The sequence below is a fragment of the Siphonobacter sp. BAB-5405 genome (assembly GCF_002872335.1).
Taxonomy (GTDB): Bacteria; Bacteroidota; Bacteroidia; order Cytophagales; family Spirosomataceae; genus Siphonobacter.
Genome location: NZ_NJAG01000016.1, coordinates 151,590 through 175,443 on the forward strand (window position 1 = coordinate 151,590; position 23,854 = coordinate 175,443).

18 protein-coding genes are annotated in these 23,854 nt (G+C 49.8%); 11 read left to right on the plus strand and 7 right to left on the minus strand.

Annotation, left to right across the window (positions count from 1 at the left end):
- Positions 1-150: 150 nt before the first annotated feature.
- Entirely contained in the window at positions 151-1,089 is a 939-nt protein-coding gene (locus tag BWI97_RS14955; protein WP_369826593.1) for a M20/M25/M40 family metallo-hydrolase, read from the plus strand.
- 109 nt (positions 1,090-1,198) lie between these two features.
- On the opposite strand, the gene BWI97_RS14960 is transcribed toward BWI97_RS14955, so the two are convergent.
- The 3 genes from BWI97_RS14960 to BWI97_RS14970 all read right to left on the minus strand — a co-directional run bounded on the left by BWI97_RS14960 (position 1,199) and on the right by BWI97_RS14970 (position 4,720).
- Positions 1,199-2,080 carry an SDR family oxidoreductase gene (locus tag BWI97_RS14960; protein ID WP_102201561.1) on the minus strand — a complete coding sequence of 294 codons (882 nt, stop codon included), beginning with the start codon at positions 2,078-2,080 and terminating at the stop codon, positions 1,199-1,201.
- Between the two features lie 225 nt (positions 2,081-2,305).
- Entirely contained in the window at positions 2,306-3,238 is a 933-nt protein-coding gene (gene ctlX, locus BWI97_RS14965; RefSeq protein ID WP_094808755.1) for a citrulline utilization hydrolase CtlX, read from the minus strand.
- A gap of 51 nt (positions 3,239-3,289) precedes the next feature.
- Complete coding sequence (locus tag BWI97_RS14970; RefSeq protein ID WP_102201562.1) at positions 3,290-4,720, minus strand: arginine deiminase family protein; 1,431 nt, start codon at positions 4,718-4,720, stop codon at positions 3,290-3,292.
- Between the two features lie 346 nt (positions 4,721-5,066).
- Here BWI97_RS14970 and sufC point away from each other — a divergent pair, with 346 nt between their 5' ends.
- From sufC to BWI97_RS15020, 10 genes are all read left to right on the plus strand, one after another.
- Positions 5,067-5,825, plus strand: a complete 759-nt coding sequence (gene sufC / locus BWI97_RS14975; protein WP_094808757.1) for a Fe-S cluster assembly ATPase SufC — start codon at positions 5,067-5,069, stop codon at positions 5,823-5,825.
- A gap of 82 nt (positions 5,826-5,907) precedes the next feature.
- The gene (gene sufD, locus BWI97_RS14980; RefSeq protein ID WP_102201563.1) at positions 5,908-7,224 is read left to right on the plus strand and encodes a Fe-S cluster assembly protein SufD; all 1,317 of its coding nucleotides are present in this window, start codon (positions 5,908-5,910) and stop codon (positions 7,222-7,224) included.
- A 183-nt stretch (positions 7,225-7,407) separates the two neighbouring features.
- A complete protein-coding gene (locus BWI97_RS14985; protein ID WP_369826595.1) occupies positions 7,408-8,646 on the plus strand; it encodes a SufS family cysteine desulfurase in 1,239 nt (412 codons plus the stop codon).
- 92 nt (positions 8,647-8,738) lie between these two features.
- Complete coding sequence (locus tag BWI97_RS14990) at positions 8,739-9,164, plus strand: SufE family protein (RefSeq protein WP_102201565.1); 426 nt, start codon at positions 8,739-8,741, stop codon at positions 9,162-9,164.
- A gap of 195 nt (positions 9,165-9,359) precedes the next feature.
- Complete coding sequence (locus BWI97_RS14995; protein ID WP_094808761.1) at positions 9,360-9,671, plus strand: SUF system Fe-S cluster assembly protein; 312 nt, start codon at positions 9,360-9,362, stop codon at positions 9,669-9,671.
- Between the two features lie 147 nt (positions 9,672-9,818).
- Positions 9,819-10,253, plus strand: a complete 435-nt coding sequence (locus BWI97_RS15000; protein WP_102201566.1) for a BrxA/BrxB family bacilliredoxin — start codon at positions 9,819-9,821, stop codon at positions 10,251-10,253.
- Between the two features lie 128 nt (positions 10,254-10,381).
- The gene (locus BWI97_RS15005; protein WP_102201567.1) at positions 10,382-13,000 is read left to right on the plus strand and encodes a penicillin-binding protein 1A; all 2,619 of its coding nucleotides are present in this window, start codon (positions 10,382-10,384) and stop codon (positions 12,998-13,000) included.
- 4 nt (positions 13,001-13,004) lie between these two features.
- Positions 13,005-13,901 (plus strand): oxygen-dependent coproporphyrinogen oxidase, encoded by an 897-nt coding sequence (hemF, locus tag BWI97_RS15010; RefSeq protein WP_102201568.1) that lies wholly within the window; start codon positions 13,005-13,007, stop codon positions 13,899-13,901.
- Between the two features lie 285 nt (positions 13,902-14,186).
- On the plus strand, positions 14,187-14,483 hold the full coding sequence (locus BWI97_RS15015) for a hypothetical protein (protein ID WP_102201569.1): 297 nt from the start codon (positions 14,187-14,189) through the stop codon (positions 14,481-14,483).
- Between the two features lie 197 nt (positions 14,484-14,680).
- A complete protein-coding gene (locus tag BWI97_RS15020) occupies positions 14,681-15,751 on the plus strand; it encodes a DUF2891 domain-containing protein (RefSeq protein WP_094808802.1) in 1,071 nt (356 codons plus the stop codon).
- A gap of 6 nt (positions 15,752-15,757) precedes the next feature.
- On the opposite strand, the gene BWI97_RS15025 is transcribed toward BWI97_RS15020, so the two are convergent.
- From BWI97_RS15025 to BWI97_RS15040, 4 genes are all read right to left on the minus strand, one after another.
- A complete protein-coding gene (locus tag BWI97_RS15025) occupies positions 15,758-16,696 on the minus strand; it encodes a polysaccharide deacetylase (protein ID WP_102201570.1) in 939 nt (312 codons plus the stop codon).
- A gap of 750 nt (positions 16,697-17,446) precedes the next feature.
- A complete protein-coding gene (locus BWI97_RS15030; protein WP_102201571.1) occupies positions 17,447-19,207 on the minus strand; it encodes a RagB/SusD family nutrient uptake outer membrane protein in 1,761 nt (586 codons plus the stop codon).
- A 12-nt stretch (positions 19,208-19,219) separates the two neighbouring features.
- Positions 19,220-22,408, minus strand: coding sequence for a TonB-dependent receptor (locus BWI97_RS15035; protein ID WP_102201572.1), 3,189 nt, complete (start codon positions 22,406-22,408; stop codon positions 19,220-19,222).
- Between the two features lie 52 nt (positions 22,409-22,460).
- Positions 22,461-23,120 carry a DUF3826 domain-containing protein gene (locus BWI97_RS15040; RefSeq protein ID WP_102201573.1) on the minus strand — a complete coding sequence of 220 codons (660 nt, stop codon included), beginning with the start codon at positions 23,118-23,120 and terminating at the stop codon, positions 22,461-22,463.
- Between the last annotated feature and the right edge of the window lie 734 nt (positions 23,121-23,854).

The following is a 23,854-nucleotide window of genomic DNA, read 5'->3' on the forward strand; positions in this document are numbered from 1 at the left end:
TGGACCCACTGATCGTCAGCAAATTATTCAAAGGAATCCTATCTTCGCCTTTCCACTTTGATAGGATAGAATTTCCAAAATGAAAAAAAAGCGTGGCTCGACCTCCCAATCGTGGCTACTTTTGAAGTTTGTACGTAACGTCTCATTCCCGTGAAAAAACTCTTTGCTCTGCTCTGCCTGTTCAGTTCTGCTCCGCTCTTTGCCCAGGAATATTTACCTTCCGTAGATCGTATTTCCAAACATATTCACACGCTGGCTTCCGACCAGATGAAAGGCCGCGGTACGGGTAGTAAGGAAAATGATAAAGCCGCCCAGTACATTACCAAAGAATTTCGCAAACTCGGTCTACTACCGATGGGTTCCGAAGGCTACTGGCAGCCCTTTACGGCTAAAGTGAAGCGGGTCGTTGTAACGGACAGCCTGAGAAAAGCGAAAAACGTAATCGGGTTTCTGAACAATCGGGCTCCGCATACCATTGTCATTGGTGCTCATTATGATCACCTCGGTATGGGTCGTCAGGGTAGCTCGCTGGAAAAAAATCCCGAAGGAAAAATTCATAATGGAGCCGACGATAACGCCTCGGGTGTAGCGGGCTTACTGGAACTGGCCCGGTACTACACTCAGAATGGCGTGAAAGAAGAATACAACTTTCTGTTCATTGCTTTCGGGGCCGAAGAACTAGGCTTGCAGGGTTCCCGCCATTTTCTGGCCAATCCAACCGTACCACTGGATCAGCTTAATTTCATGGTTTGCATGGACATGATTGGTCGGTACAACCCCGATCGTGGCGTGGGCGTGGGTGGCGTTGGAACGAGCGATACCTGGGCCAAAGTGTTTGAAGGGGTGGACGCTTCGGTGAAGTTCTTTACGGATCGGGCGGGCAATGGCGGATCGGATAATGCCGCGTTTTACGCCAAACAGATTCCCGTTCTGTTCTTCCACACGGGTGGCCACGATGATTACCACAAACCCACAGACGACGTAGAAAAAATCGATTTCAAGTCCGAAGTAGGTATTCTTAATCTGGAAATAAAGATCATTGACAACGCTTTGAAGCAACCGAAGATGAGCTTCACGCCCGTTAGTTAGTTTATTAGTTTAGTTGTTGGTTGTTTGTTATTAGTGGTTGTTGATTGTCGTTGGTTTATAGCCGATGGCCTAGGCCCATTACCCACAACCATTAACAAACAACCAACAACTACCCCCCGGTGGTACGCCGAATGGTTTGTTCAATTTCGTCCCATCCTTCATCCGGAATCATTTCCAAAGCACTAAACTGCCCGGCCCCTTTCAGCCACTCGCCGCCATCGATCGTAAAATCCTGGCCGGTGATGTAGGCCGAATAGTCCGACATCAGGTAAGCGGCCAGATTCGCCAGCTCCTGATGCTCACCCACTCGTCCTAGGGGTACCCGACTTTCCGGTTTGATTAAGTCAGCGACGGGCTCGGGGACGAGTCGGTCCCAGGCTCCTTTGGTGGGAAAAGGTCCGGGAGCGATGTTGTTAAGTCGGATCCCATGCCGGGCCCACTCCACCGCCAGCGAACGCGTCAGGATACGCACTCCCGCCTTGGATACGGCTGAGGGAACGGTATAGCCCGTACCCGTAAAGGCGTAACTGGTGATGATACTCAGGATGGTTCCCGGCTGCTTTTGCTCGATCCAGTGCTTGCCCGCCGCCAGCGTAAAATTCACCGAACCCTGTAGAACAATGCCGATAACGGTTTCGAAGGCTTTGGCACTTAACCGTTCGGTTGGACTAATGAAATTACCCGCCGCGTTGTTGACGAGTCCATCAAGCCGGCCAAAGCGTTCGAGCGTTTTCGAGAGTACGTTTTCGATTTGATCATACTGCCGAACATCGCAGGGTACGGCAAGTACCTGTCCGCCGGTAGTTTCCATCAACTCCCGGGCCGTAGCTTCGATCACGGCCTGTTTGCGGGAACAAATCGTAACATTCGCTCCCAGCCTTAGAAACTCCCGAACCATGGATTTGCCCAGGCCGGTACCACCGCCCGTTACCAGAATGGTTTTGCCCGTTAATGTTCCTGGGGTAAGCATGGGCTGGGTATAGAGATGCATAGGTTTAGTATTACGTTCTTTGTTTGTATTGAAGGCAGGCAGGACCCTGCCGAATGGTAGGTACAAGTTTGGAAACTTGCACCAGTCGCCCTTTTTTAATCGAGCCCTTAACCCAGAAGAGGTTTCCTGTCATTAGCCCCGTATGCCATGCGGGGAATCTAAACAAAACTTCCCGAAAACCGGAAGCTTTCGGGAAGATACATAAACGCCTGAAACTATTCTGAATCAATACTTCATTGGCAGGTGAATTTCGGCAATCATGCAGCGGGCCGAGCCACCCCCGTTGCCTTCAATGATGCTTAAGTCGGTATGTAAAATCTGGCAGTAGTCATCCAGCGAATCAATTTGCCGGGCGGTCAGACTTTCGTAGGCCTTCGTAGACATCATCAGCACCTGTTCGCCTTTGTTCGTGCGTACCTGCAGCATATTCCCCGCAAAGTGTTTCATCTGTTCCAGCGAGATTTCAACCACCTGCCGACCCGAGGTTTCGAGCGAACTCCGCACCATAAACTTCTCGTCCGGATCCGGAATGGCGTCCAGACAAACGACGGCGAACAGATCCCCAATGCACATGAGGACGTTGGTATGATAAATGGGCCGCCCCATTTCATCTTCCGCATTGAACTTGACCACCTCGTAGTTCATTTGTAGAGCAAAGGCATCGAGTACTTCTTCGTGCGTCCGGGGCGAGAGGCAGGCGTACGCAATTTTGTACTTGCGGTCCAGCACCATCGAACCCGTTCCTTCCAGAAACTTCCCTTCGTTTTCAAACGCCGTCAGGTCCACGCGACGATTGATGTAAAACTGCTCTTCGATTTTACGCAGAATATCTTCCCGGCGTTCGAGTCGACGGTTTTCCGCCTGCATGGGGTACGTAATGACCGTTCCGTTGAAGTGGAAACTGACCCAGTTATTCGGAAAAATAGAGTCGGGCGTATGCGGCTCCTCTGTATCATCAATTACCAGTACGTTCATTCCTTTGGCCCGCAGCAGCCGTACCATTTCATCGAATTCTTCGAGGGCTTTAGTCTGAGCAATAGCCTTGGTCTGATCGGCTACGCTTAGGCTTTGAAACGCGTTAGACGAGGCCGTCTGTTCGTTGAACCCGAAGCGTACGGGCCGGATCATTAATAAATTAGAGGTGGACTGTGTTCTCATGGTTTGCGTTTGCCTGTACTACAGAAAGGCTCGTTTCAGGTACTAGGATTATTACTTTCTTAAAATGGGCATCGACATGCAGTGCGAGCCGCCGCGAGCCCGGGATAATTCGGCACTGGGTAACAAAATAAACGTGTCCGTCAGGGTTTCGGGCGAGCTGAGGCCTTTTTCAAATTCCTGGATCAGATCCGCGGCCCGAATAATTCGGAAGCCTTTCTGCCGAAACGCTTCCAGTGTTTTATCGTTCCGGTCGTAGCCAATCACTACGCCTTCTTTTAGTGCTAACAGGTTACAAGAGTCGGTCCACTGCTCGCGGGCTCCGTAAGGAAACTCGTTATTTCCCGAAAAAATAAAGGTAACCTCTTCTTCGCGACAGCCCAGATCTTCTACGCTAATCTGCGTGAGCAGTTCCTCCAGGCTGGCGAGTTCTTTGGGCGAAGTACCATCTTTATAGAACTGAACAATCTTCACATCTTCGTCCGCTTTGGGCGGAATGAGTCCGCTCATGGTCGGGTCAATCTGATCCTCCGCGTGCCGACCCTGTTTCAGTAGCGAGCCGAGCACGACCCAGACGTTTTTCTTGACCTGCGTACAGACCGTGTCCAGGTGCATGTAATCCCGCTTGAATGGAATCCGGACGACCGTAATTTTATCAACTACATTTTTTTCGAACAAAATCTTAATCGACTGCTGAGCCGCAAAAACGGTCGTTCGCTCCGATACCCCAATGACGAGGTGATTGGGAGCCACCATCATCACATCCCCGCCTTCGAGCGTGGTCTTGTTGTAATTTTTCTCGTTGTCGGGTAAGAGAAAGTACAACTCATTGTCGGGCAACTCGATGATTTTTCCGCGTAGGGGTTCAAAAATCGGGTGCGTATAGAAAATGTACTGAGCCAGCAGAGCTTCGCGGGTACGGGCCTGTTTAGCCGGTTTGTTCAACAGCAAATGGTCATTGATGGTAATGCCAATATCCCGCGTAAAAATAAGATTGGGTACGGGAGAAAAGAGCATTTCTCCGCTGGGTGTAGTACCCGAAATCAGCGTTTTGGCCAGGTCCACGGGCGATAACTCATTCAATTCGGCCTGGGTGCTGTACCACTCGTGCTCCACGGCACAAATCGCCGCAATCAACTTGGTCTTGATGGCTTCCTGTTCCAGAATATCGGCCAGTAGTTTCTGGAACTCAATGACTTTGTCGGAATTGAAATACTCCGGGTGATCGGGTTTATAGAAGGAACGTTTCGGATCGGCGTCAATCTGGGCAATCTTTCCCTTTACTTTTTCCGGATCCAGAAAGTACAGTAGAATTTTTACGTAATAATCGTACTCATCTTTCCGCATGGTATCCAGATGAACGATATCCTCGAAAAGCCAATCCTGAGCTTTGGAAGGTACCACCTTCCCTAACCCGGAATCGGGACTGTGAATGAGTAGCCGCTGAAGCGTGCCTACTTCACTGGCGACAAAAATGGGTTGCATACGGTTTACTAGTTTGGGGTTTTACTCGGGAGTTGCTATCAGCCCATTGCGTCCGTAAACGCGGGCTTTGTTTGCCTATTCATCGACCATTCTCCCCGCAAAACTTGATTACTCGGCCCGCAAGATAGAGGCTTCCCGGACACTTCAAAAACAAGAAATTCGGCCTTTCGTGCCAAAACAGGCCCTATTTCGTTTAAACCCAGAAAAAATTTTCAAATCCCTTTTTCTTCCCTTTCGCAAAGAGAACCAATCCGTTGAAAAGCAAGTTATCCCTTCATAGACAGCATTCTTTTGCGGAAGAACCTGTACCTTTGCACTTTGAAACATTTACCTTGACATAGCAGCTATGCTTAAAATAGAGAACCTTCAGGCATCCATTGGAGAGAAGCAGATTCTGAAAGGCATCAATCTCGAAGTGAAACCCGGTGAAGTTCACGCCATTATGGGACCCAACGGCTCGGGCAAGAGTACGCTGGCCTCTGTACTGGCTGGACGCGAAGACTACGACGTAACCGGAGGCACGGTCCAATTTGATGGCAAAGATCTGCTGGAACTGGCTCCCGAGGAACGGGCCGCAGAAGGCATTTTTCTCGCATTTCAGTATCCGGTAGAAATTCCCGGCGTTTCGACGACGAACTTTCTGAAAACGGCTCTTAATGAAATCCGTAAGTACCGGGGCGAGGAACCCCTGGATGCCGTCAGCTTCCTCAAACGCATGAAGGAAAAGATGAAACTGGTCAATATCGATCAGTCTCTGCTGAGCCGTTCACTCAACGAGGGCTTTTCCGGCGGTGAGAAAAAACGGAATGAAGTATTCCAGATGGCGATGCTCGAACCCAAACTGGGTATTCTGGATGAGACGGATTCCGGTCTGGACATTGACGCCCTGCGTATTGTCGCTGAAGGCGTAAATACCCTACGCGATGGCGAGCGTTCGTTCATTGTCGTTACGCACTACCAACGCTTACTCGATTATATCGTTCCTGACTTCGTACACGTGCTTTACAAAGGCCGTATCGTGAAATCCGGCACGAAAGAACTGGCTCTGGAACTGGAAGAAAAAGGCTACGACTGGATCAAGGCAGAAGTGGATGCTCTGGTCTAACCCAAGCGTACGCTTTCGTCGAGTTTATTTCTAAACGTGTTATTCATTCGAATTCGTTACGAATGACGATCCACCAACTTTAATGACTACTCCGATTGATTTTAAAGCCCAGTTGATTGCCGAGTTTCAGTTGAATGAAACGCGTATGAACGGCGAAAGTCGCAGTTCGCTACACCAGCGGCGGCGGCAGGCCCTGACGCGTTTTGAGCAGCTGGGATTCCCAACGATCAAGCACGAAGAGTGGAAATATTCGAACGTTAAAAATCTGGTCAATCAGGCATTTAATATTACGCCGGTGGCCTCTATTACGGACGAAGATCTGGTTTCCCTCCAAATACCGAACCTGGCAGGAAATATTCTTTACTTTATAAACGGACAGTATCAGCCCCAGCTTTCGACGATTGTTTCGCCTTCGGAAGAAGTAGAGATTCTGCCCTTTACCGAAGGATACAAAAAGTATCCCGAACTGGTAGAAAAACATTTTGCCCAGTACGCCGACGATTCCAAAGATGCCTTCACGGCTCTGAATACGGCGTTTGCTCAGAATGGAGCGTTCATTTACGTACCCAAAGGCAAAGTGGTTGAAACGCCGATTATTCTCCGTTTCATTTCCGACGCCCGTACCGAGAATGTAGCCATTCAGCTCCGCAACCTGATTATCGTTGGAGATCGGGCGGAAGTGAAAGTGGCAGAATCATTTCGTACGCTGGGTGAGTTTTCTTCCTTTACCAATACGGTGACCGAAGCATTTGTGGGTGAAGAAGCTCATTTCGATCACTACAAGGTTCAGGACGAAACGCAGAAAGCCTATCACATCGGCACTACGCAGGTACAACACAGCCGGGCCAGCCAGACGCACGATACGACGGTAACGCTCAACGGCGGCTGGGTACGGAACAACCTGAACCTGGTCCTGAACGGTGAACACGTAGAAGCTCACCTGAACGGTCTGTATCTGCCCAACGGCAGACAGCACATCGATAACCATACGCTGGTTGATCACGCCATGCCCAATTCGTACTCGAACGAATTGTACAAAGGCATCATCTTTGATCAGGCTACGGGTGTTTTCAACGGCAAAATCTTCGTACGCGAGGATGCTCAGAAAACCAATGCCTACCAGAGCTGTAAGAACGTACTAGCTTCCCCTGAAGCTACGATGAATACCAAGCCCCAGCTGGAAATCTACGCCGACGACGTGAAGTGTTCGCACGGTACGACGACGGGTCAGATGGACGAAGAGGCTCTCTTTTACCTGCAATCCCGCGGAGTTCCCAAAGAAAAAGGACGGGCTCTGCTGATGCTGGCCTTTGCCGAAGACGTGGTTGAACGAATCAAAATTCCGGCCATTCGCGAGTACCTGGAAAACGCCCTCGCCAAGAAAGTAGGCGAAGTGTAATCTACGGGTATACGGTAACAAACGGACCGAAACGATGGCTTGTGTTATTCACCCTTCGTTTCGGTCGTTTTTTTAGATTCGCTTTTTTCCGAAAGTGAATGCGTAGTTTCCACGCCCAACCGAAACTCTTTTCCTAAAATCTTGATTATATCTAAGATTGACGGAGAAACGATTCCCACCATGATGACCACAACCTCCACGATTCCTTTTGACATCGAACGCATACGAGCTGACTTTCCGATTCTGGATCAGGAAATCAATGGCCGTAAGCTGGTCTATTTCGATAACGCCGCGACTACGCAAAAGCCGATTCCAGTGATTGAAGCGTTGATGAATTACTACCGGGGCTACAATGCCAATATTCACCGGGGTATTCACACGCTGGCGGAAAAAGCGACGGCTGATTTTGAGGCCTCACGTCGGGCCGTTCGGGATTTTCTGAACGCTCCTTCGGCGGAAGAAATCATCTTCACGTCAGGTACGACCATGAGTATAAACCTTGTGGCTCAGACCTACGGACGGCACTTTCTCAAAGAAGGCGACGAAATTATCATTTCCGGACTGGAGCACCACTCCAACATCGTTCCCTGGCAAATGCTGGCGGGCGAAAAAGGCTTGACCATCCGGGCTATTCCTGTACTGGAAAATGGTGAACTTGATCTCTACACGTTCGAAGGTATGCTCTCTGAACGCACGAAGATTGTAGCCGTCAACCACGCTTCCAACTCCCTGGGAACGGTCAATCCCGTCAAGGAAATCATTGCCAAAGCTCACGCAGCCGGTGCCGTGGTTCTGATTGACGGAGCACAGGCCAGTAGCCACCTTGACATCGATGTGCAGGACCTGGACGCGGATTTCTACGCTCTTTCAGCTCATAAAATCTACGGTCCGACCGGACTGGGTGTGCTGTACGGAAAACGGGCTTTACTCGAAGCCATGCCTCCCTATATGGGCGGTGGAGAAATGATCAAGGAAGTAACGTTCGAGAAAACGACGTACAACGACCTGCCCTACAAATTCGAAGCCGGTACTCCCAATATCGCCGATGTGGTAGCCCTGAAAGCGGCAATTGACTACATCACCAGCATTGGCAAACCGAACATTGCGGCTTACGAACATCAGTTGCTGCAATACGCGACCGAGCAAATTGGTCAGATGGACGGCATTCGGCTGATTGGTCAGGCGAAGGAAAAAATTTCGGTACTGTCTTTCGTACTGGAAGGCGTGCACCATCAGGACATTGGGATCATTCTTGATCAGCAGGGCATTGCCGTGAGGACGGGTCACCACTGTACGCAACCTGTCATGGACCGTTTCTGCATTCTCGGAACAACCCGTGCCTCATTTGCGATGTACAACACGATGGAAGAAATCGATAAATTAGTCGCCGGTTTGCAGCGAGTGAAAAAGCTCATGGCGTAATTTAGTTGATGGTTATTGGTTGTTCGTTGATGATTTCCACTGATTCGATCAACTTAAAACTACCAACCACTATCAACCAACAACTACCAGATATGACTATTAACGAAACCCAGGACGAGATCATCGAAGAGTTTGAATTGTTCGACGATTGGGAAGGGAAATATGAATACATCATTGATCTTGGCAAGAAACTGACGCCCCTGGACGAGCAGTATAAAACCGAGGATCATATCATCAAAGGCTGTCAGAGCCGGGTATGGCTCCACGCAGCACTGCAGGGCGACCGGGTTATCTTTACGGCTGACTCCGACGCGATTATCGTTAAAGGTCTGATTTCCATGCTGGTGCGGGTATACTCGGGTCACACGCCCGATGAAATTGTCAATTCGGACCTGTACTTCATGGAAAAAGTAGGTTTACAGCAACACCTGGCCCAAACCCGTTCCAACGGGCTGGCGTCCATGGTCAAGCAAATGAAAACCTACGGTCTGGCGTTTAGTGCTTTACAGAAAGGTTAGGTCGTTTTGGGTTTAGGGTTTTGAGTTAGAGCTTCCGAGCTTCACATAGAATTAATACGTTTGGAATTTAGGGTTTTGAGTTGGGGCTTCCGAGGTTTGTGTTCGAAGATACCGCGTTGGCCTGTAGTAGCAGTTTATTGATCAGTAGTCATTAACTCCAAACCCTAAACTCCAAACTCCAAACATAATTATCCCATGACTGAATCCGAATTACGGGACAAGGTAGTAGCTGCCCTGAAAACCGTATATGACCCTGAAATTCCCGTGGATGTCTACGAGCTGGGTCTGATTTATGACATTAAAATCTTTCCGGTTAATAACGTTTATGTACTCATGACGCTGACCTCGCCGGCTTGTCCTTCCGCGGGTGAAATTCCAGGAGAGGTAGAACAGCGAGTCCGCGAAATCGAAGGCGTATCCGACGTATCCGTTGAATTAACGTTCGATCCTCCGTACAGTCAGGACATGATGTCGGACGTGGCCAAACTGGAGTTAGGATTCATGTAGCATGGTTTCTAGTTGTTAGTTTTAGGTTGTTTGTTACTAGTGAATCAGGCAACTAGTAACAACCATTAACAAACAACCAGCAACGATCAACCAGTATCAATCAACCAATAAAAGTCTAATCACTTAATAAATCATCAAGCAATGTCAATGTACCCTGCTGAATTAGTACTGCCGATGCGAATGGATATCGCGGAAGGTGGTTTCAAAGAATTACACACGGCTCAGGAAGTAGACCAAACGATGGCGGAAGCCGAAGAAGGTACTACGCTGGTATTCATCAACTCCGTATGTGGTTGCTCGGCCCGTACGGCTCGTCCCGGTGTGAAATACGCAGTGAATAATTCCCAGTTCAAACCCGATCGTTTAGCGACGGTTTTTGCGGGTGTGGACATGGAAGCTACGGCGAAAGTTCGGGAGTACACGTTACCTTATCCCCCCAGCTCACCCGCGATTGCTCTGTTCAAAGACGGTGAACTGGTACACTTCGTCGAACGTCACCACATTGAAGGTCGTCCGGCAGAAGTAATTGCTCAGCATCTGGAAATGGTTTTCGAAGAATTTTGCAGCCCTGCTGAAGCCTAAGAAAATCAACGCCTCTGGCGGATAAAATAAAAAGTAGCCCTTCCGAGTTAATATCGGAAGGGCTTATTTTTTGCTGGGAAGTGTTTAACTTCGCCCCATCCGCCCATTGGCAGGTCTATTACGCACGCATGAAAAAAATACGCGTCTTTTTCAGTACGCTCTGGAAAATCATTACGTTTCCCTTCGTCTGGATCTTTAGTAAGCTCTGGAGCCTGATTCGTATGCTGCTGGCACGAATCATCGGACAGCCCTATGTACGCTTCGAAACCAATGTATCCGACTTCTGGCTACACCGGGTTCGGGCTCCGTACCGGGCCTTCCGCCGCAAACATCCCTGGCCGGGTCGCATTGCCAGTTTTGGTATCAATCTCGTCGTACTGCTGTTGGTATACTGGTTTGTACTGGAAACGAACTTCCTGTACCTCACCGGCGAAACCCCCAGTACCGAAGAACTTGCCAACCCTGACCTGGCCGTAGCCTCCGAAATTTACACGGCGGATGGTAAACCCATCGGTCGCTTTTTCACCGAAAACCGTACCCCCGTACGGAACTTCGATGAACTTCCCAAACACATCGTCGATGCCCTGATTGCTACCGAAGATGCCCGCTTCTACGAACACGGCGGTATTGACTGGCCGGCCATGGGTCGTGTGGCATACGGAGTTCTCACACGTAATCAACGCGGCGGTGGTTCGACCATCACCCAGCAGGTCGCGAAAAACCTCTTTAAGATTCGTAAGAAGCAGGGCATTGGCCGTAAAGGTTTGCTTGGCTCCATTCCGGTTTTGGGTCTATTTGTCATTAAGTCGAAGGAATGGCTTACGGCCATGAAACTCGAACGACAATACTCCAAACAGGATATTCTGCTGATGTACTTCAATACGGTCGATTTCGGTTCCAACACCTACGGAATCCGGACGGCGGCCCGCGTGTATTTTGGCAAGCAACCCCAGGACCTGAGTGTACAGGAAGGTGCGGTACTGGTCGGTCTTCAGAAAGCAACAACTACCTATAACCCGTTCCTGAATCCGGAACGATCCAAAGAACGCCGGAACGTGGTACTCGCTCAGATGGCCAAGTACGGCTACCTGACCGCCGCTCAGTCGGATTCCATCGCAAGCCTTGATCTGGGCGTGCGTACCGACCGCGAAAAAGCCCTGCAGGAAGAAGAAGCCGTGGGTTACGAAGGTTATTTCAAAAAATACATTGCCGAAGCCGTGGCCAAATGGGCCGAGGCCAACGACGAACGCGTGGATTTGTACACCGATGGTCTGAAAATCTACACGACGATCGACTCCCGCATGCAGTCGGATGCCATCAAGGCTCTGGTTAGCAACATGCGGAAAACCCAGCGGGAATTTAAAGGACACTGGGGCTCCCGCAACCCCTGGATTTACGAGAATGGTCAGGAAATTCCTAACTTTCTGGACTCCGCGGCGAAACGCACGGAAGCCTACAAGGCTTTGGCCAAACGCTACCCTAATCAGCCCGATTCCGTCTGGTATTACCTGAAAAACAGAAAACATCCGGTACGCGTTTTTGCCTGGAATGACAAAGCCCGAACCGACGACGAACCGCAGATTACCCGTGCTGAACAGGAGTTTTCCTCACTGGATTCTCTGTCGTACTACAAACGGATGCTACAGGCGGGTATGTTCGCGATGGATCCCCAAACGGGTTACATCAAGGCCTGGGTAGGTGGTTTGGACTACAATTATTTCAAGTACGATCACGTGCGGCAGGCCAAGCGTCAGCCCGGATCGACCTTTAAGCCGATTATGTACTGCTCGGCGATTGATGGCCCCCGGAATTTGAGTCCCTGCTATCAGGTGAAAGATCAGCCCTTCACGAAAGTGTACGAAGAAAAGGGTGAAGTCAAAAAATGGTCGCCCCAAAACGCGGAAGGCTATTTCACCTATCGTGACATGACGTTACGCGAAGCCATGGCCCGTTCCATCAACTCGGTAGCCGCCCAGGTAACCGATCTGGTTACACCCGATACGGTAGCCATGTACGCCCATAAGCTGGGCATCAAGAGCCGGATTCAGCCCGTTCCTTCGGTGGGTCTGGGCTCAGAAGACGTGTCCTTGTACGAAATGGTACAGGCCTACGCTACGTTCCTCAACGGCGGGTTCCGGATTGAGCCGCAACTCGTCATCCGCATTGAAGATCGCGATGGCGAAGTACTGGCCGACTTCAAAGATACCGCCGTGAAAAACCGTACGCAGGTCATTCGTCCGGAATCAGCTTTTCTCTTGCGTAACATGTTGCAGGGCGGTATCACGGGCGGTGGTACTTCTTCCCGATTACTCTGGCAATTCAACCCTAAAGGCGTATCGCGGCAGACCCTGTACGATTCTTTTGGGGGTAAGACGGGTACTACATCCAACTATTCCGACGGCTGGTTCATGGGCGTAACCACCGATCTGGTAACGGGCGTCTGGGTCGGGGGCGATGACCGAAGTATTCACTTCAAAGGTCGACGCGGGGAAGGAGCCCAAACGGCCCTGCCGATTTATAAGGATTTCATGCTGCGTATTCTGAATAGCGGAGCGTATACCCTTAAACCATTCCCGACCGAACAGGAGTTGAATCTGATTGTTACGAAGGAATACAAATCCTGCCAGACCTGGTACGCTCCGATTCAAAGTGATACCACGAATTACTTTGCAAATGATTCGCTGGAAGATCTTTTTGCTCCGCCCATCGTGGAACCCAGACCCGACAGTACCCTGAATTTTAATTAAACGCATGATTGATAAACATCAGATTTCCGAGTACTTCAAGGGATTGCAGGATCACATTTGCCAGGAGCTGGAAAAAGCCGATGGGAAGGCCCAGTTCCGGGAAGATCACTGGGAACGTCCCGGCGGCGGCGGCGGTCGCTCACGGGTCATTGCCGATGGAGCCGTACTTGAAAAAGGAGGCGTAGGTTTTTCCGCGGTATCGGGTGAAATCCATCCAAAAATGCGGGCTTCGCTGGGTGTGGAAGAAGGAACGGAATTCTTTGCTACGGGTGTTTCGATTGTACAACATCCGGTAAATCCGAATGTACCCATCATCCACATGAACGTCCGGTACTTTGAGCTTTCGACGGGAAGCTGCTGGTTTGGCGGGGGCATCGATCTGACCCCTCATTACGTCAACGAAGCGGATGCCCGCTGGTTTCATCAGCAATTGAAAGCAGCCTGTGACCGCTTTTCACCGGAGTACTATCCCAAATTTAAGAACTGGGCGGACGACTATTTCTTTTCGCCGCACCGCGATGAAACGCGGGGTATTGGAGGAATTTTCTACGACTATTTAAAACCCTCCGAAACGCAGAGTAAAGAACACCTGTTTGCATTTACAAAGGCTATTGGCGAATCGTTTGCACCGATTTATACCAGCCTGATGTTGAAACATCGGGACGAGCCTTACACCGAAGCTCAACGCGACTGGCAACTCCTGCGGCGGGGTCGGTACGTTGAGTTTAATCTGGTCCATGACCGGGGTACCAAATTCGGTTTGGAAACCAATGGTCGTACGGAATCCATTCTCATGAGTTTACCTCCCCTGGCCCGCTGGGAATACGATCATCACCCCGAGCCGGGCAGTGCCGAAGCTCAGACACTGGCCTGGTTACGCAAGGGCGTAGACTGGGTATAGTCCTATTTCGTTTTTTTTAGAACCCCGGATTCATTCCTGCTTTAGGTAATGGATCCGGGGTTTTTCCTTTTTTGGCTTCCGTATTCTCTACAGTTCATTCTCCGTTTTATACACTTCAGCCCGTATTGCTGGCACCTGGTTCGGCTTGTTCTGGAATGGGCAGTAACGTTCAGCCATTTTTGTAAGGTCGCTGGCGGAAACCTCTCTATATAGGCCACTATCGCGTGAGATTGAATCCAGCGACTATTCCCCTGTTTCCTTCAACCTAAAATTGTTTTGTTTATCATGAAAGCCCTCAAAAAGTACCTTGTACTGGGACTGTGTACCCTTACGCTTACCGGTTCGCTGAGTAGTTGTGCCACCGTTTTTGGCGGACGCATTACCGATCATCAACGACGTAAACCGGGAGCGGGTGAACCCCAGCGAGCCGTTCGTACCGGTGCCCTGATTGCCGATATTATTTTATTCTGGCCGGGACTCATTGTTGATTTTGCCACGGGTGCTATTTATAAACCCAATCGTAACGCTCAGGCAGCTCAACAAACGCCGCCAACCGCCCAGCCCGCAAAAGTTTCTCGTTAGTTTTTTACGCTCGTCCCCCGTGTGTGAGGAAAGGATGAGTGGCGTATCCAGTCGCAAAACGTTCAACCGACAACCATTTTTACCTTCAACGATCTGATTTTATTCATTGCTGCATTGCCCGGATTCGTTACGGTGATAACTTGTAACGCATCCGGGCAACCGCTTTTGGGGCCCGTTTCTTTTCCTTAATGAACGCAATGAAATACGGTATCTTCCTGGCCGGTCTGGCGATGAGTGGTCAGGTGCTGGCTCAGACCCCTTCTTTAACCGAAGCTCAGGCTTCCCATTTAGCGAGCCTGCCCCTGCATTGTATCACGCAGGTACTCCCCAACAAGCCCAATCATACGTACGAATTTGAGTCGGATCTCCAACTGACGCCTCAGCAATTACACCCTTCCTTCTACGGTTGTCTGGACTGGCATTCCTCCGTACACGGGCACTGGATGCTGGTACGATTGCTGAAAACGTTTCCAACATTGCCGGAGCAGTCGGCCATTCGGGCTGTGCTGGATTCAAGTTTTCAGGCCTCACGCCTACAGGCGGAAGCGGCGTATTTCGATACTTACAAATTGGCGAAAGGCTTTGAGCGTACCTACGGCTGGGCCTGGTTGCTGAAACTAGACGAAGAGCTGCAAACCTGGAACGACCCGCAGGCGAAAGTCTGGCACCGGAATCTTCAGCCCCTCACGGCCAAAATCCTGACGCTCTGGAAAAACTTTCTACCCAAACAAACCTATCCGAATCGCACGGGCGTGCACCCCAATACGGCTTTTGGTCTGGTGTTTGCCTTGGATTACGCCCGAACTGTCAAGGATACGGCGTTTGAAAAACTAATCATTCAGCGAAGCAAAGATTACTACGGCGGCAATACCAATGCACCGGGTTATCAGGAACCCGACGGTACGGATTTTCTGTCGCCTTCGCTGGAAGTCTGCGATCTGATGCGTCGGGTTTTGCCTGCCAAGGATTTTCTGAACTGGTTCGATCGCTACTTAAGCAAGGAAAGTCTGAACACGGTGACCAAGCTTCCTTTCGTAAGCGACCGTACGGATTATTCCATCGTTCACCTCGATGGTCTTTGCCTGAGCCGGGCCTGGTGCATGAAGGGCATTGCTTCTGCCCTGCCGAAACAGGATAAACGTCGTCAGTTGCTGCTTGATAGTGCCAGCGAACACCTTAGTAAAACCTTACCGCACGTGGCAGCGGGCAATTACGGTGGCGAACACTGGCTGGCTTCCTTTGCCGTATACGCGTTGAGTGTAGAGTAAATGATTCTATTTCGACAGACTGGCGGGTAAATCATATAGCAGCCAGTCTTTCTTACGGATAGAAGAAGCTTTGCTTTTCACCAATTTCACAAAATCGGCGATACCGATGGGTTCGTTGCCGTTCGGATGAATCAGAACGATACTCCCGTTCTGGGGTATTTGTCCTTTCGCCAGCCAGGCGTCGCTTCCGAGCGGTAACAAACCCAGCTTGAGGATTTCGTCGAAAATGGATCGGTCTGAAATCAGGCCAGGGAAGCGAAAAAAGATGGAAGGCAGTAATCCGTGAGTAATCATGGCCTGTTCATTTTGTAACACTTCATCCTGAATGTTTGTACCGTTTTTTAACAGAAAATTGCGGGTCAGGGGCAGCTTCGGATTGAAGTAATGGTGAAAGGAATGGTTCACCCAGGTAATGCGTAAGTCACCGCGTTTTTCGAGGCTTCTCAGCCATTCCAGGTCATCTTCGTGGGTTTGAATCCAGAGTCCGGTGATGGTAATGGTGAGCGGTATGGGCTTCTCTTCGGGTTCGAAGGCGGCGATGAGGTCTTCAAATACGGAACGGGTTAACGGTTTGTGGGAAGGACATAAATCCATCGTTAGACTAAAGCCTTTTTCATTGACATTGGTACGTTCGATTCCAGCGTCTTGCAATGGCCCCTCCCGCAGCTGTTCCTGCTTCAACGCCCGACCGTAGGCAGTACCCGAGATGGTACGAGAGACAGCCTGCGGTTCCAGCGGCTGCACGACCACATCCGGTGCGATGGTTGTCTCCAGCGTTTTCGGGTTGACCATCCAGTAATAGTTTTTTCCTTCCTGTTGCCAGCGACGTAACACGAGCTGACCATTGCTTTGTCCGTTCCAGACCTGGTAGTTGGTCAGTTGACCATACGCCGTAGAGACGCTTAGTACCGATAGGGTAAAGACAGACCGAAGAAGTATTTTCATATCCTTGGGGAATTCGTATCAGTTAATTAGTGGCTGAATTTATTAATAGCGGATGCTTCGTTTTCAGCGTGGAGCTATTTTATGCAAAAAAATGGCTGGTTGTATATGCTATAGAGCAATTACGAAGCGTGTAAAGAGCGGAGTAATGATGTCCACGGGTGTAACCGATGTCCATGGGTTACACCCCTCCGGGGTTCGGTAATAGCCTTGCTCTCCACTAACTCGTATTCCTTCGCTGTTCTTGCTGTTCCTGATTTGTAATCAGTAACCTACCTGTTGTGGATTTTCAATTCATGAAATTATAAATCCGAAAGCTGCGAAATGGGCACTGCTACCCTTCTTTCAAACGATCACCCCAACTCTGAAGGAGTTCAATATACATAACCTCGTATGCGAGGTGCTTGACCAGCCAGGTAGGCACAGCCTACCAACTTACACGTCCGTAGCAAATGCTACGGACAACGCGTCCGCTGACTCTATCGGATTTCTAAAATAAATCTGGAATGGATAGGCCCTTGGAAATTGTCAGAGGGTAGGAACACGTTTTGAAACTTATCACTTCACTTTTTCAAACGAACACTCAACCCCGAAGGGGTTCAACAGCAATAGCCCCGGAAATGCGGGGGTGCTTGCACCCGCCCCCCTATGCCATGCACCGTAACCCGGAAATCCTCCTCCAGACAAGCCCTCTAAACAAACAACCCGAAGGCCTGAAGCCTCCGGGTTGTTGTAGGTCGACTAAATCTCGCACTACTGCACCGGATCGAAAGATCCGCCCCAGGTGTTATTCTGGATGAGTCTCGGGTTATTATCGATCGCCGATTGTGGAATGGCAAAGAAGTAATATTCCGGCTTCCAGTTGATCGTATACCGCGTATCCATATCCTTGAACGAGATCGTAAAGTACTTTTGATACGCCTCGTCCAGATTGATGTTGTTACGATTATTCGCAAAATCAGCGGGTACACCGGTCGTTTTCAGGTTGATGATTACTCCGGTTCGGCGTTTACCGTTCAGCGTTTTTTCGATCAGTTTCCAGCGTCGCAGATCCCAGAAACGTTTTCCTTCGAAGGCAAACTCAATCTGGCGTTCGTGCAGAATGGCCTCAAAGAGTTCCGACCGGGTCATGTTTTCCTTTAATCCGTACAAACCATTGGTACCCGCTTCGATCCCGGCCCGTTTGCGAATGGCTTTCAATTGCGTGTAGGCGTCGTCGAGTCGGTCTGCCCCTACCGCACTTTCCGCCAGATTCAACAGCACTTCGGCAAAGCGAATTTCCATCCAGTCCGTACCAGCAAATTGAACTTCACCAATTGCGAGGCTGGGGTTAATGGCCTTCCGCGTGTAAAAACCCGTGTTACTGGCCCGTTGCTCGACGGTTTTTCCACCGGCAAAATACGTCCAGAGGCGGTAGTTCGTATTACCATTCAAGGGCCAAGTGGCACCGTTGTAGGCAATGGTTTTGCCAAAGCGAGGATCCCGGTTTTTGTAGAACAGCGTATCCGAATACGCGTACTTCGTCGATTCGCCGGGCTTCTTGCCGTCCAGCATCGGGAAAGCTTTGACCAGTTCCCAGGAAGGCTGGTTCGAGCCACCGCCCGTGCCCGTATAAGAGGGGCGGGTCGAATTATCGTATCCGTTATTTTTGTTCAACTGACCGCCTGAGTTCGTATTAAAACCCGTAATGAAAACGGCTTCCGGGTTATTCACTTCCTGGAACCATAGCTGATCAAATGAGTCATTCAGTTTGTAGCCACTGGCCGTCAGAATGGCATTGGCCTGTACGCTGGCGTCATACGCTGCCTGCCACTTGCTCTTGACGTCGCCGGGGTTGAACTGCGGACTAGCCGCGTACAACAACACCCGAGCCTTAAGTGCGGCGGCGGCTCCTTTCGTAATCCGGCCCCAATCGGAGGTAGTCCAGGTATTGGGCAGGTACCGCATCGCCGAATCCAGGTCGGCCGTAATCTGCGTATAAGTTTCCGTCGTCGTATTCCGGGGGACAAAGGTTCCTTCCTTAGCCTCCACGCCTACCGCATACTGCGGCGTTAAGATCAGGGGTACGCCCCCGTAGATCCGTACCAGATCGAAATACCGCCAGGCCCGGAAAAAGAAAGCCTGAGCTTTCATGCGGTTTTTAGTGGACGGTTGTAGTGCTCCTTTGCTGACCTCTTCCAGGAACATATTCAACTGCCGGATTTTGGCGTAGTTGTTGGTATTGTTGAGGGCCGTTCCAAAATCAGCTACGTCATTCGGCTGAATGGTTCCTTCGAAGTATTTACTTTCTCCGTAAGATTCATCCGATAAGTTACTGGACGTTCCCCAGGTTCCGCCCCAGCTGGGCAGGTTCTGATCATAGAGGTAGTTCAGACTCAGGTTCGTTAGTGTAGAATCGTTGTAAATCAGTTCCGGCGGCGTGGAACCCAGGTCGGTTTTATCCAGAGCTTTCTCGCAGCTGGTCATCAGCCCGAGCAGACTGCCCGCCACCATCAGTGTATGTATACCTTTCATTTCGTTCGTCAATTAAAAACCCACATTCAGACCCAGCGAAAACGACCGGATGGTCGGATAGGAATCGTAAGCTCCCTGATACGTTTTGTACGTGTAGGGATTGTAAAAATTAATCGGGTTGATCGCTACCAGAAACACGCTCATGCTGCCGATTCCCATATTTTTAGCTACAGGAGCGGGTAATGCGTAGTTGATATTCAGGTTTCGCATCGCGAAGCTGAAGGAATTCCTAAACCAGAACGACGAAGCCACACTGTACGAATCTTCGTAGAACGGGTCGGGATACGCGGCGTTCGGGTTTTCCGGTGTCCAGTGATCCGTCCAGAAGGAAGGGCGGTTTACCGTGGGGCGGGCCCGGGAACGAGCGGAGCCTTCTACCATAGCCTGTCCACCAAAACTACCACCCATCACTGCGGCCAGCGTAAAGGATTTATACGTCGTACTTACATTGAAACCAAAGCTGTAGTGGTTGTCTTCCTTGGGCGTCAGGAAATCCATATCCACGTCCTTCGTGATTTTTCCATCCGGAGCCGTAAACTGACCCGAAGCATCTTTGGGACCGCGAATGTCTTTGTAGTACAGCATACCGGGTTTCGGAACGACGCCGAAGATGGTATAACCGGGATTGGCTTCCAGGTACCGATCCACTTCGTCCTGCGAACGGAACATGCCTTCGTACACGTAGCCCTGTAAGCCCATATCGGTTGAGCGGCCTGTAGGGTCTTCGTAGGTACCTAGCTTGCCGCGTTCAACGTCTACCCGAATGCGTTTGTTGTCACTCCAGGCCAGGAAGGTGTTGATTTTATACGACCAGTCCTTGTTGATTTTGTCCGAATAACCCAGGGAAAGTTCGAAGCCAAAGCCATTGACAATCGAGAAGTTTTCGGAAGGCAGCGTCGCCCCTACCGTCAGCGGTACGGAAGAAGACAGGGCCGTCAGCATATTGTAGCGGTGATCGTAAAAGCCATCCAGCGAAAACGACAGACGATTTCTGAAAAACTGAGCATCGATCCCGGCGTTGTATTTCATATTGTCATCCCAGCGAATACCCCGGTTAGCCATGATGTTGTTGGGTACGACGCCCAGGGGACGATCGCTATTTCCACCGAATACGGCTCCTTTCCCTACCTGAATCGAGTAGCTGTTCAACCAGTTATAGGGCTTGGTAGCATCCCCACCGGATAAACCTACGGATCCACGGATTTTCAGGAATTCGACAAAGGATACGCCATTTTTAAAGAAGGGTTCTTCGGACAGCACCCAGCCCAGGGACAGGGAGGGGAAGAAACCCCAGCGATATTCGGGGGCAAAGTTGGTCGAACCATCGTACCGAAGGGCGACTTCGGCCAGGTACTTATCGTCGTAATTGTAATTGATCCGTCCGGCGTACGACAGCGTCCCAGCCTCCGTTTCGGTTTCCTCGGCGGTTTGGGCACCGGTGGCGTAACGCATGTTGTCTAAGCCGCCAATGATGGGGTTTTCCCGCAAACCGGCCAGCATATCCGTCCGGCGTTCCGACTGCTCGAAAAACGCAATCCCGGATACATGATGTTTCCCAAACTGACGGTCATAATTCAGGTAGCCATTGAACTGATAGCTATCGACGTAACCCGGATTCAGACGAATCTGGTCGCCATTTCTCAACTGAATCGGATTTCCTACGATATCCCCGCCTACGATGTGCCGATGTTCGCCCAGCATACTGAAGTTATAGACGTTGTAGCGGGTACCGTACTGCTTACCGAAGGAGTTGTCCATGGTCTTGCTATACAACACCCGGGCCTTTAATCCTTTGATAAACGGGATATCGTACTCCAGGTTAGCCATCACATTCAGCCCCGTATTCCGGGTCGCCGTGTAGTTATTGGATCGCTGAATTTCGAAAAAGTGGAAGGATTCCAGGTTGTTCTGGTTCCCGCCGGGTTGCAATACGGGCAGACCGTTAACGTACGGAGGATTGAACTGTGACGTGTACAATAGCCCTCGCATATCATTCTCTGCGTTTTCTCCACCCTGCTTCAGGTAGTACATCCGACGCTGCGACAAGTCTCCACTCAGGATAAATCCGGCTCTCAGGTTTTTGGTTACCTTGATGTCCGTACTGGCCCGGAACGTCCATTTGTTCGCATTGATATTGTCGAAGTTGGCATTCTGGTAGTTGTACGATACCCCGGCGTAATACGTAGCCCGCTCCGATCCTCCGCTGACGTTTACCGCATGGCGGGTTAGTGTCGCAGGTTTCCAGGCCATTTCCAGCCAGTTGTAACTGTTATTGCGGAAATGTTCCAGCTCGTCCTGCGTATAGTAAAGCGGATCATTGGCTGGTTTACCCTGCGTCCGGTAGTAATCGTTCAAATACGTGGCCTGCTCGTACCCGTTCATCATCGAGGGCAGACGAATGGCATCCGTAATCCCAATAGAACCGCTGTAATTTACTTTCGGTGCTCCGGCTTTTCCGCGTTTAGTAGCGACCACGACCACCCCCTGATTGGAACGGGCTCCGTAAATGGCAGCGGCGGCGTCCTTCAGTACCGATATGGCTTCTACTTCCGAAGCATCCAGTACGTTAAAATCGTCTTCCGTACGAACGACGTTGTCAATGACGTAAAGTGGACGTACCGTTCCCCCATCTTTAGCCAGTACAATCGGGTTCCGAACGGTTATCCCGCCATTATCGCCGGGCCGTCCGGTTCCCCCCGAGACGTTCACGCCGGGCAACTGGCCCTGCAAAGCCGCTGACAAGCTACCCACCGGCAGTTGCTGAATGGCTTTCATGTCTACCGGAGCGACAGCCCCCGTCAGACTCACCTTCTTCTGCGTACCGTACCCTACCACCACAACCTCATCGAGAGCGGCATCGTTATCTTCCATTTGCACCAGAAAGTTCGTCCGTTTGGCTACGGCTACTTCCTGGGTTTTATAGCCCACGCTACTGAAAATCAGGGTCTCCTCACCCGTAGGCAGGTTCAGTCGGAACACCCCTTTTGCATCGGTAACGGTACCGGAGCTGGTTCCCTTAATGGCCACACTCACGCCTACCAGAGGCATACCTTTCGCGTCCTGAACGGTACCCGTCGTATTAATAAATGCCGAAGCTTTGCTAGCCGTAGGATGTTTGAGTTTAGGTTCCGCATAGGCATAGTCTACGCATCCCACAAAACCGGGCAATAATGTACAAATGACCCTTACAATTTTTTTCATAAGATGTTTGAAGCGTAAAGAAGTAGCATCGTATTATGGCAGGAAGTGTTACTTAATTAAGTTTATTTTTCTCACGGGCAATACGCTCTTCCCAGGCCTTACTCGCCTGTTTCATATCGATACCGGAGGCCGACAGATAGTTATTAATTTTACCCTTGTACTTCCCAAACCACGCGTGTTTTTTATTGGATGATTCGGCATCCATGGCCCGTTCACGAGCTTCGGTTAAGTAAGCAAGAATTTGCTTTTTCTGCCCTTCTGTTAAATCAGGTAACATCTCCTGATACCCCTTGTATGTGATCGGCAAAACTCCGTACGTCATACCATCCTTAACCGCCTCTATTTGTTGCTCCGAAAGCACTTTTTTTAACTTGGACAAGTACGCGGAATGGGCCTTTTCTAAGGCTGCCATTCGTTGATCCTCTACCTGCCTTATTTTCGTTTCCTGAATTTCTTTAGAAAGATCCGTTGCTGCTTTAATTTGCTTAATCTGTGCATTGTATAGATCATGCGTCGTATTCAACTGCCGATACTGATCTACAATAATATCCCGAACTTTTACTGAATCAGGCGTGTGTAAAGCAGTAACAATTTTCTCAGCCCGTTTCGTAATGGTCTGCGTATAGGCCTCAGCTTCCTGTTGGGTATTCTGGGCTTTTGCTCCCATACTAATACCTACGACCATCGTAATCGTTACAAGGATTTTATTCATTGGAATAAATAGAAAGTATGGTAGTTCCTGTGCGAAATTTTGCGTTTATGCCAGCTTTTAAATAAAGTCCTTTATTTTCCCGAAGACCCTTACTCGATTCTGCAGATGATGAAGACTAAAAGCGTCCAATCCATGGCAAACTATAGCTAGCTTAAACCTCTCAAAGGGTGAAAGTTTATGGATAGTACTCGTAAAATATATTTGAATAGTACAAATTTTGCACTTTTCAATCATAAATTAGTCCTCATTATTATCAACTTATTATAGGAAATTATCATAGAATTCATTTGAATTATTATATTTGTATTTCCTTACGTTCTTCCGCCCAGTTTCAGATCGAGAACAATAAATCTTTTAATAAAAAAATTTATAATCGTCTGTCATACAGATCATTATAAATACATCGATAAAACAGACATTGCTGCACGAGTTTAGCGATGTTTGCTCGTTTTGTTCAGGTTGAAGAGAAACGGTAAGGGTAAGATTTAACAGAATCCCGGAGTAAGCACTTTCTAAGTTTCGCTCCGATGCATTCACACCTCTAAGAAAACGATCAACGCCTTGCGTACATGAAGCCTCTATTTCACAAAGTCCCCGTTAAACTGGAGAGTTCTTTCAGCATTCGTCACGACATTAAACCTAATTTCGGTACCATCTGGCATTATCACCCGGAAATCGAACTTCATTACGTCATTCAGGGCGAAGGCGTCCGATTCATCGGTGATAACATCAGC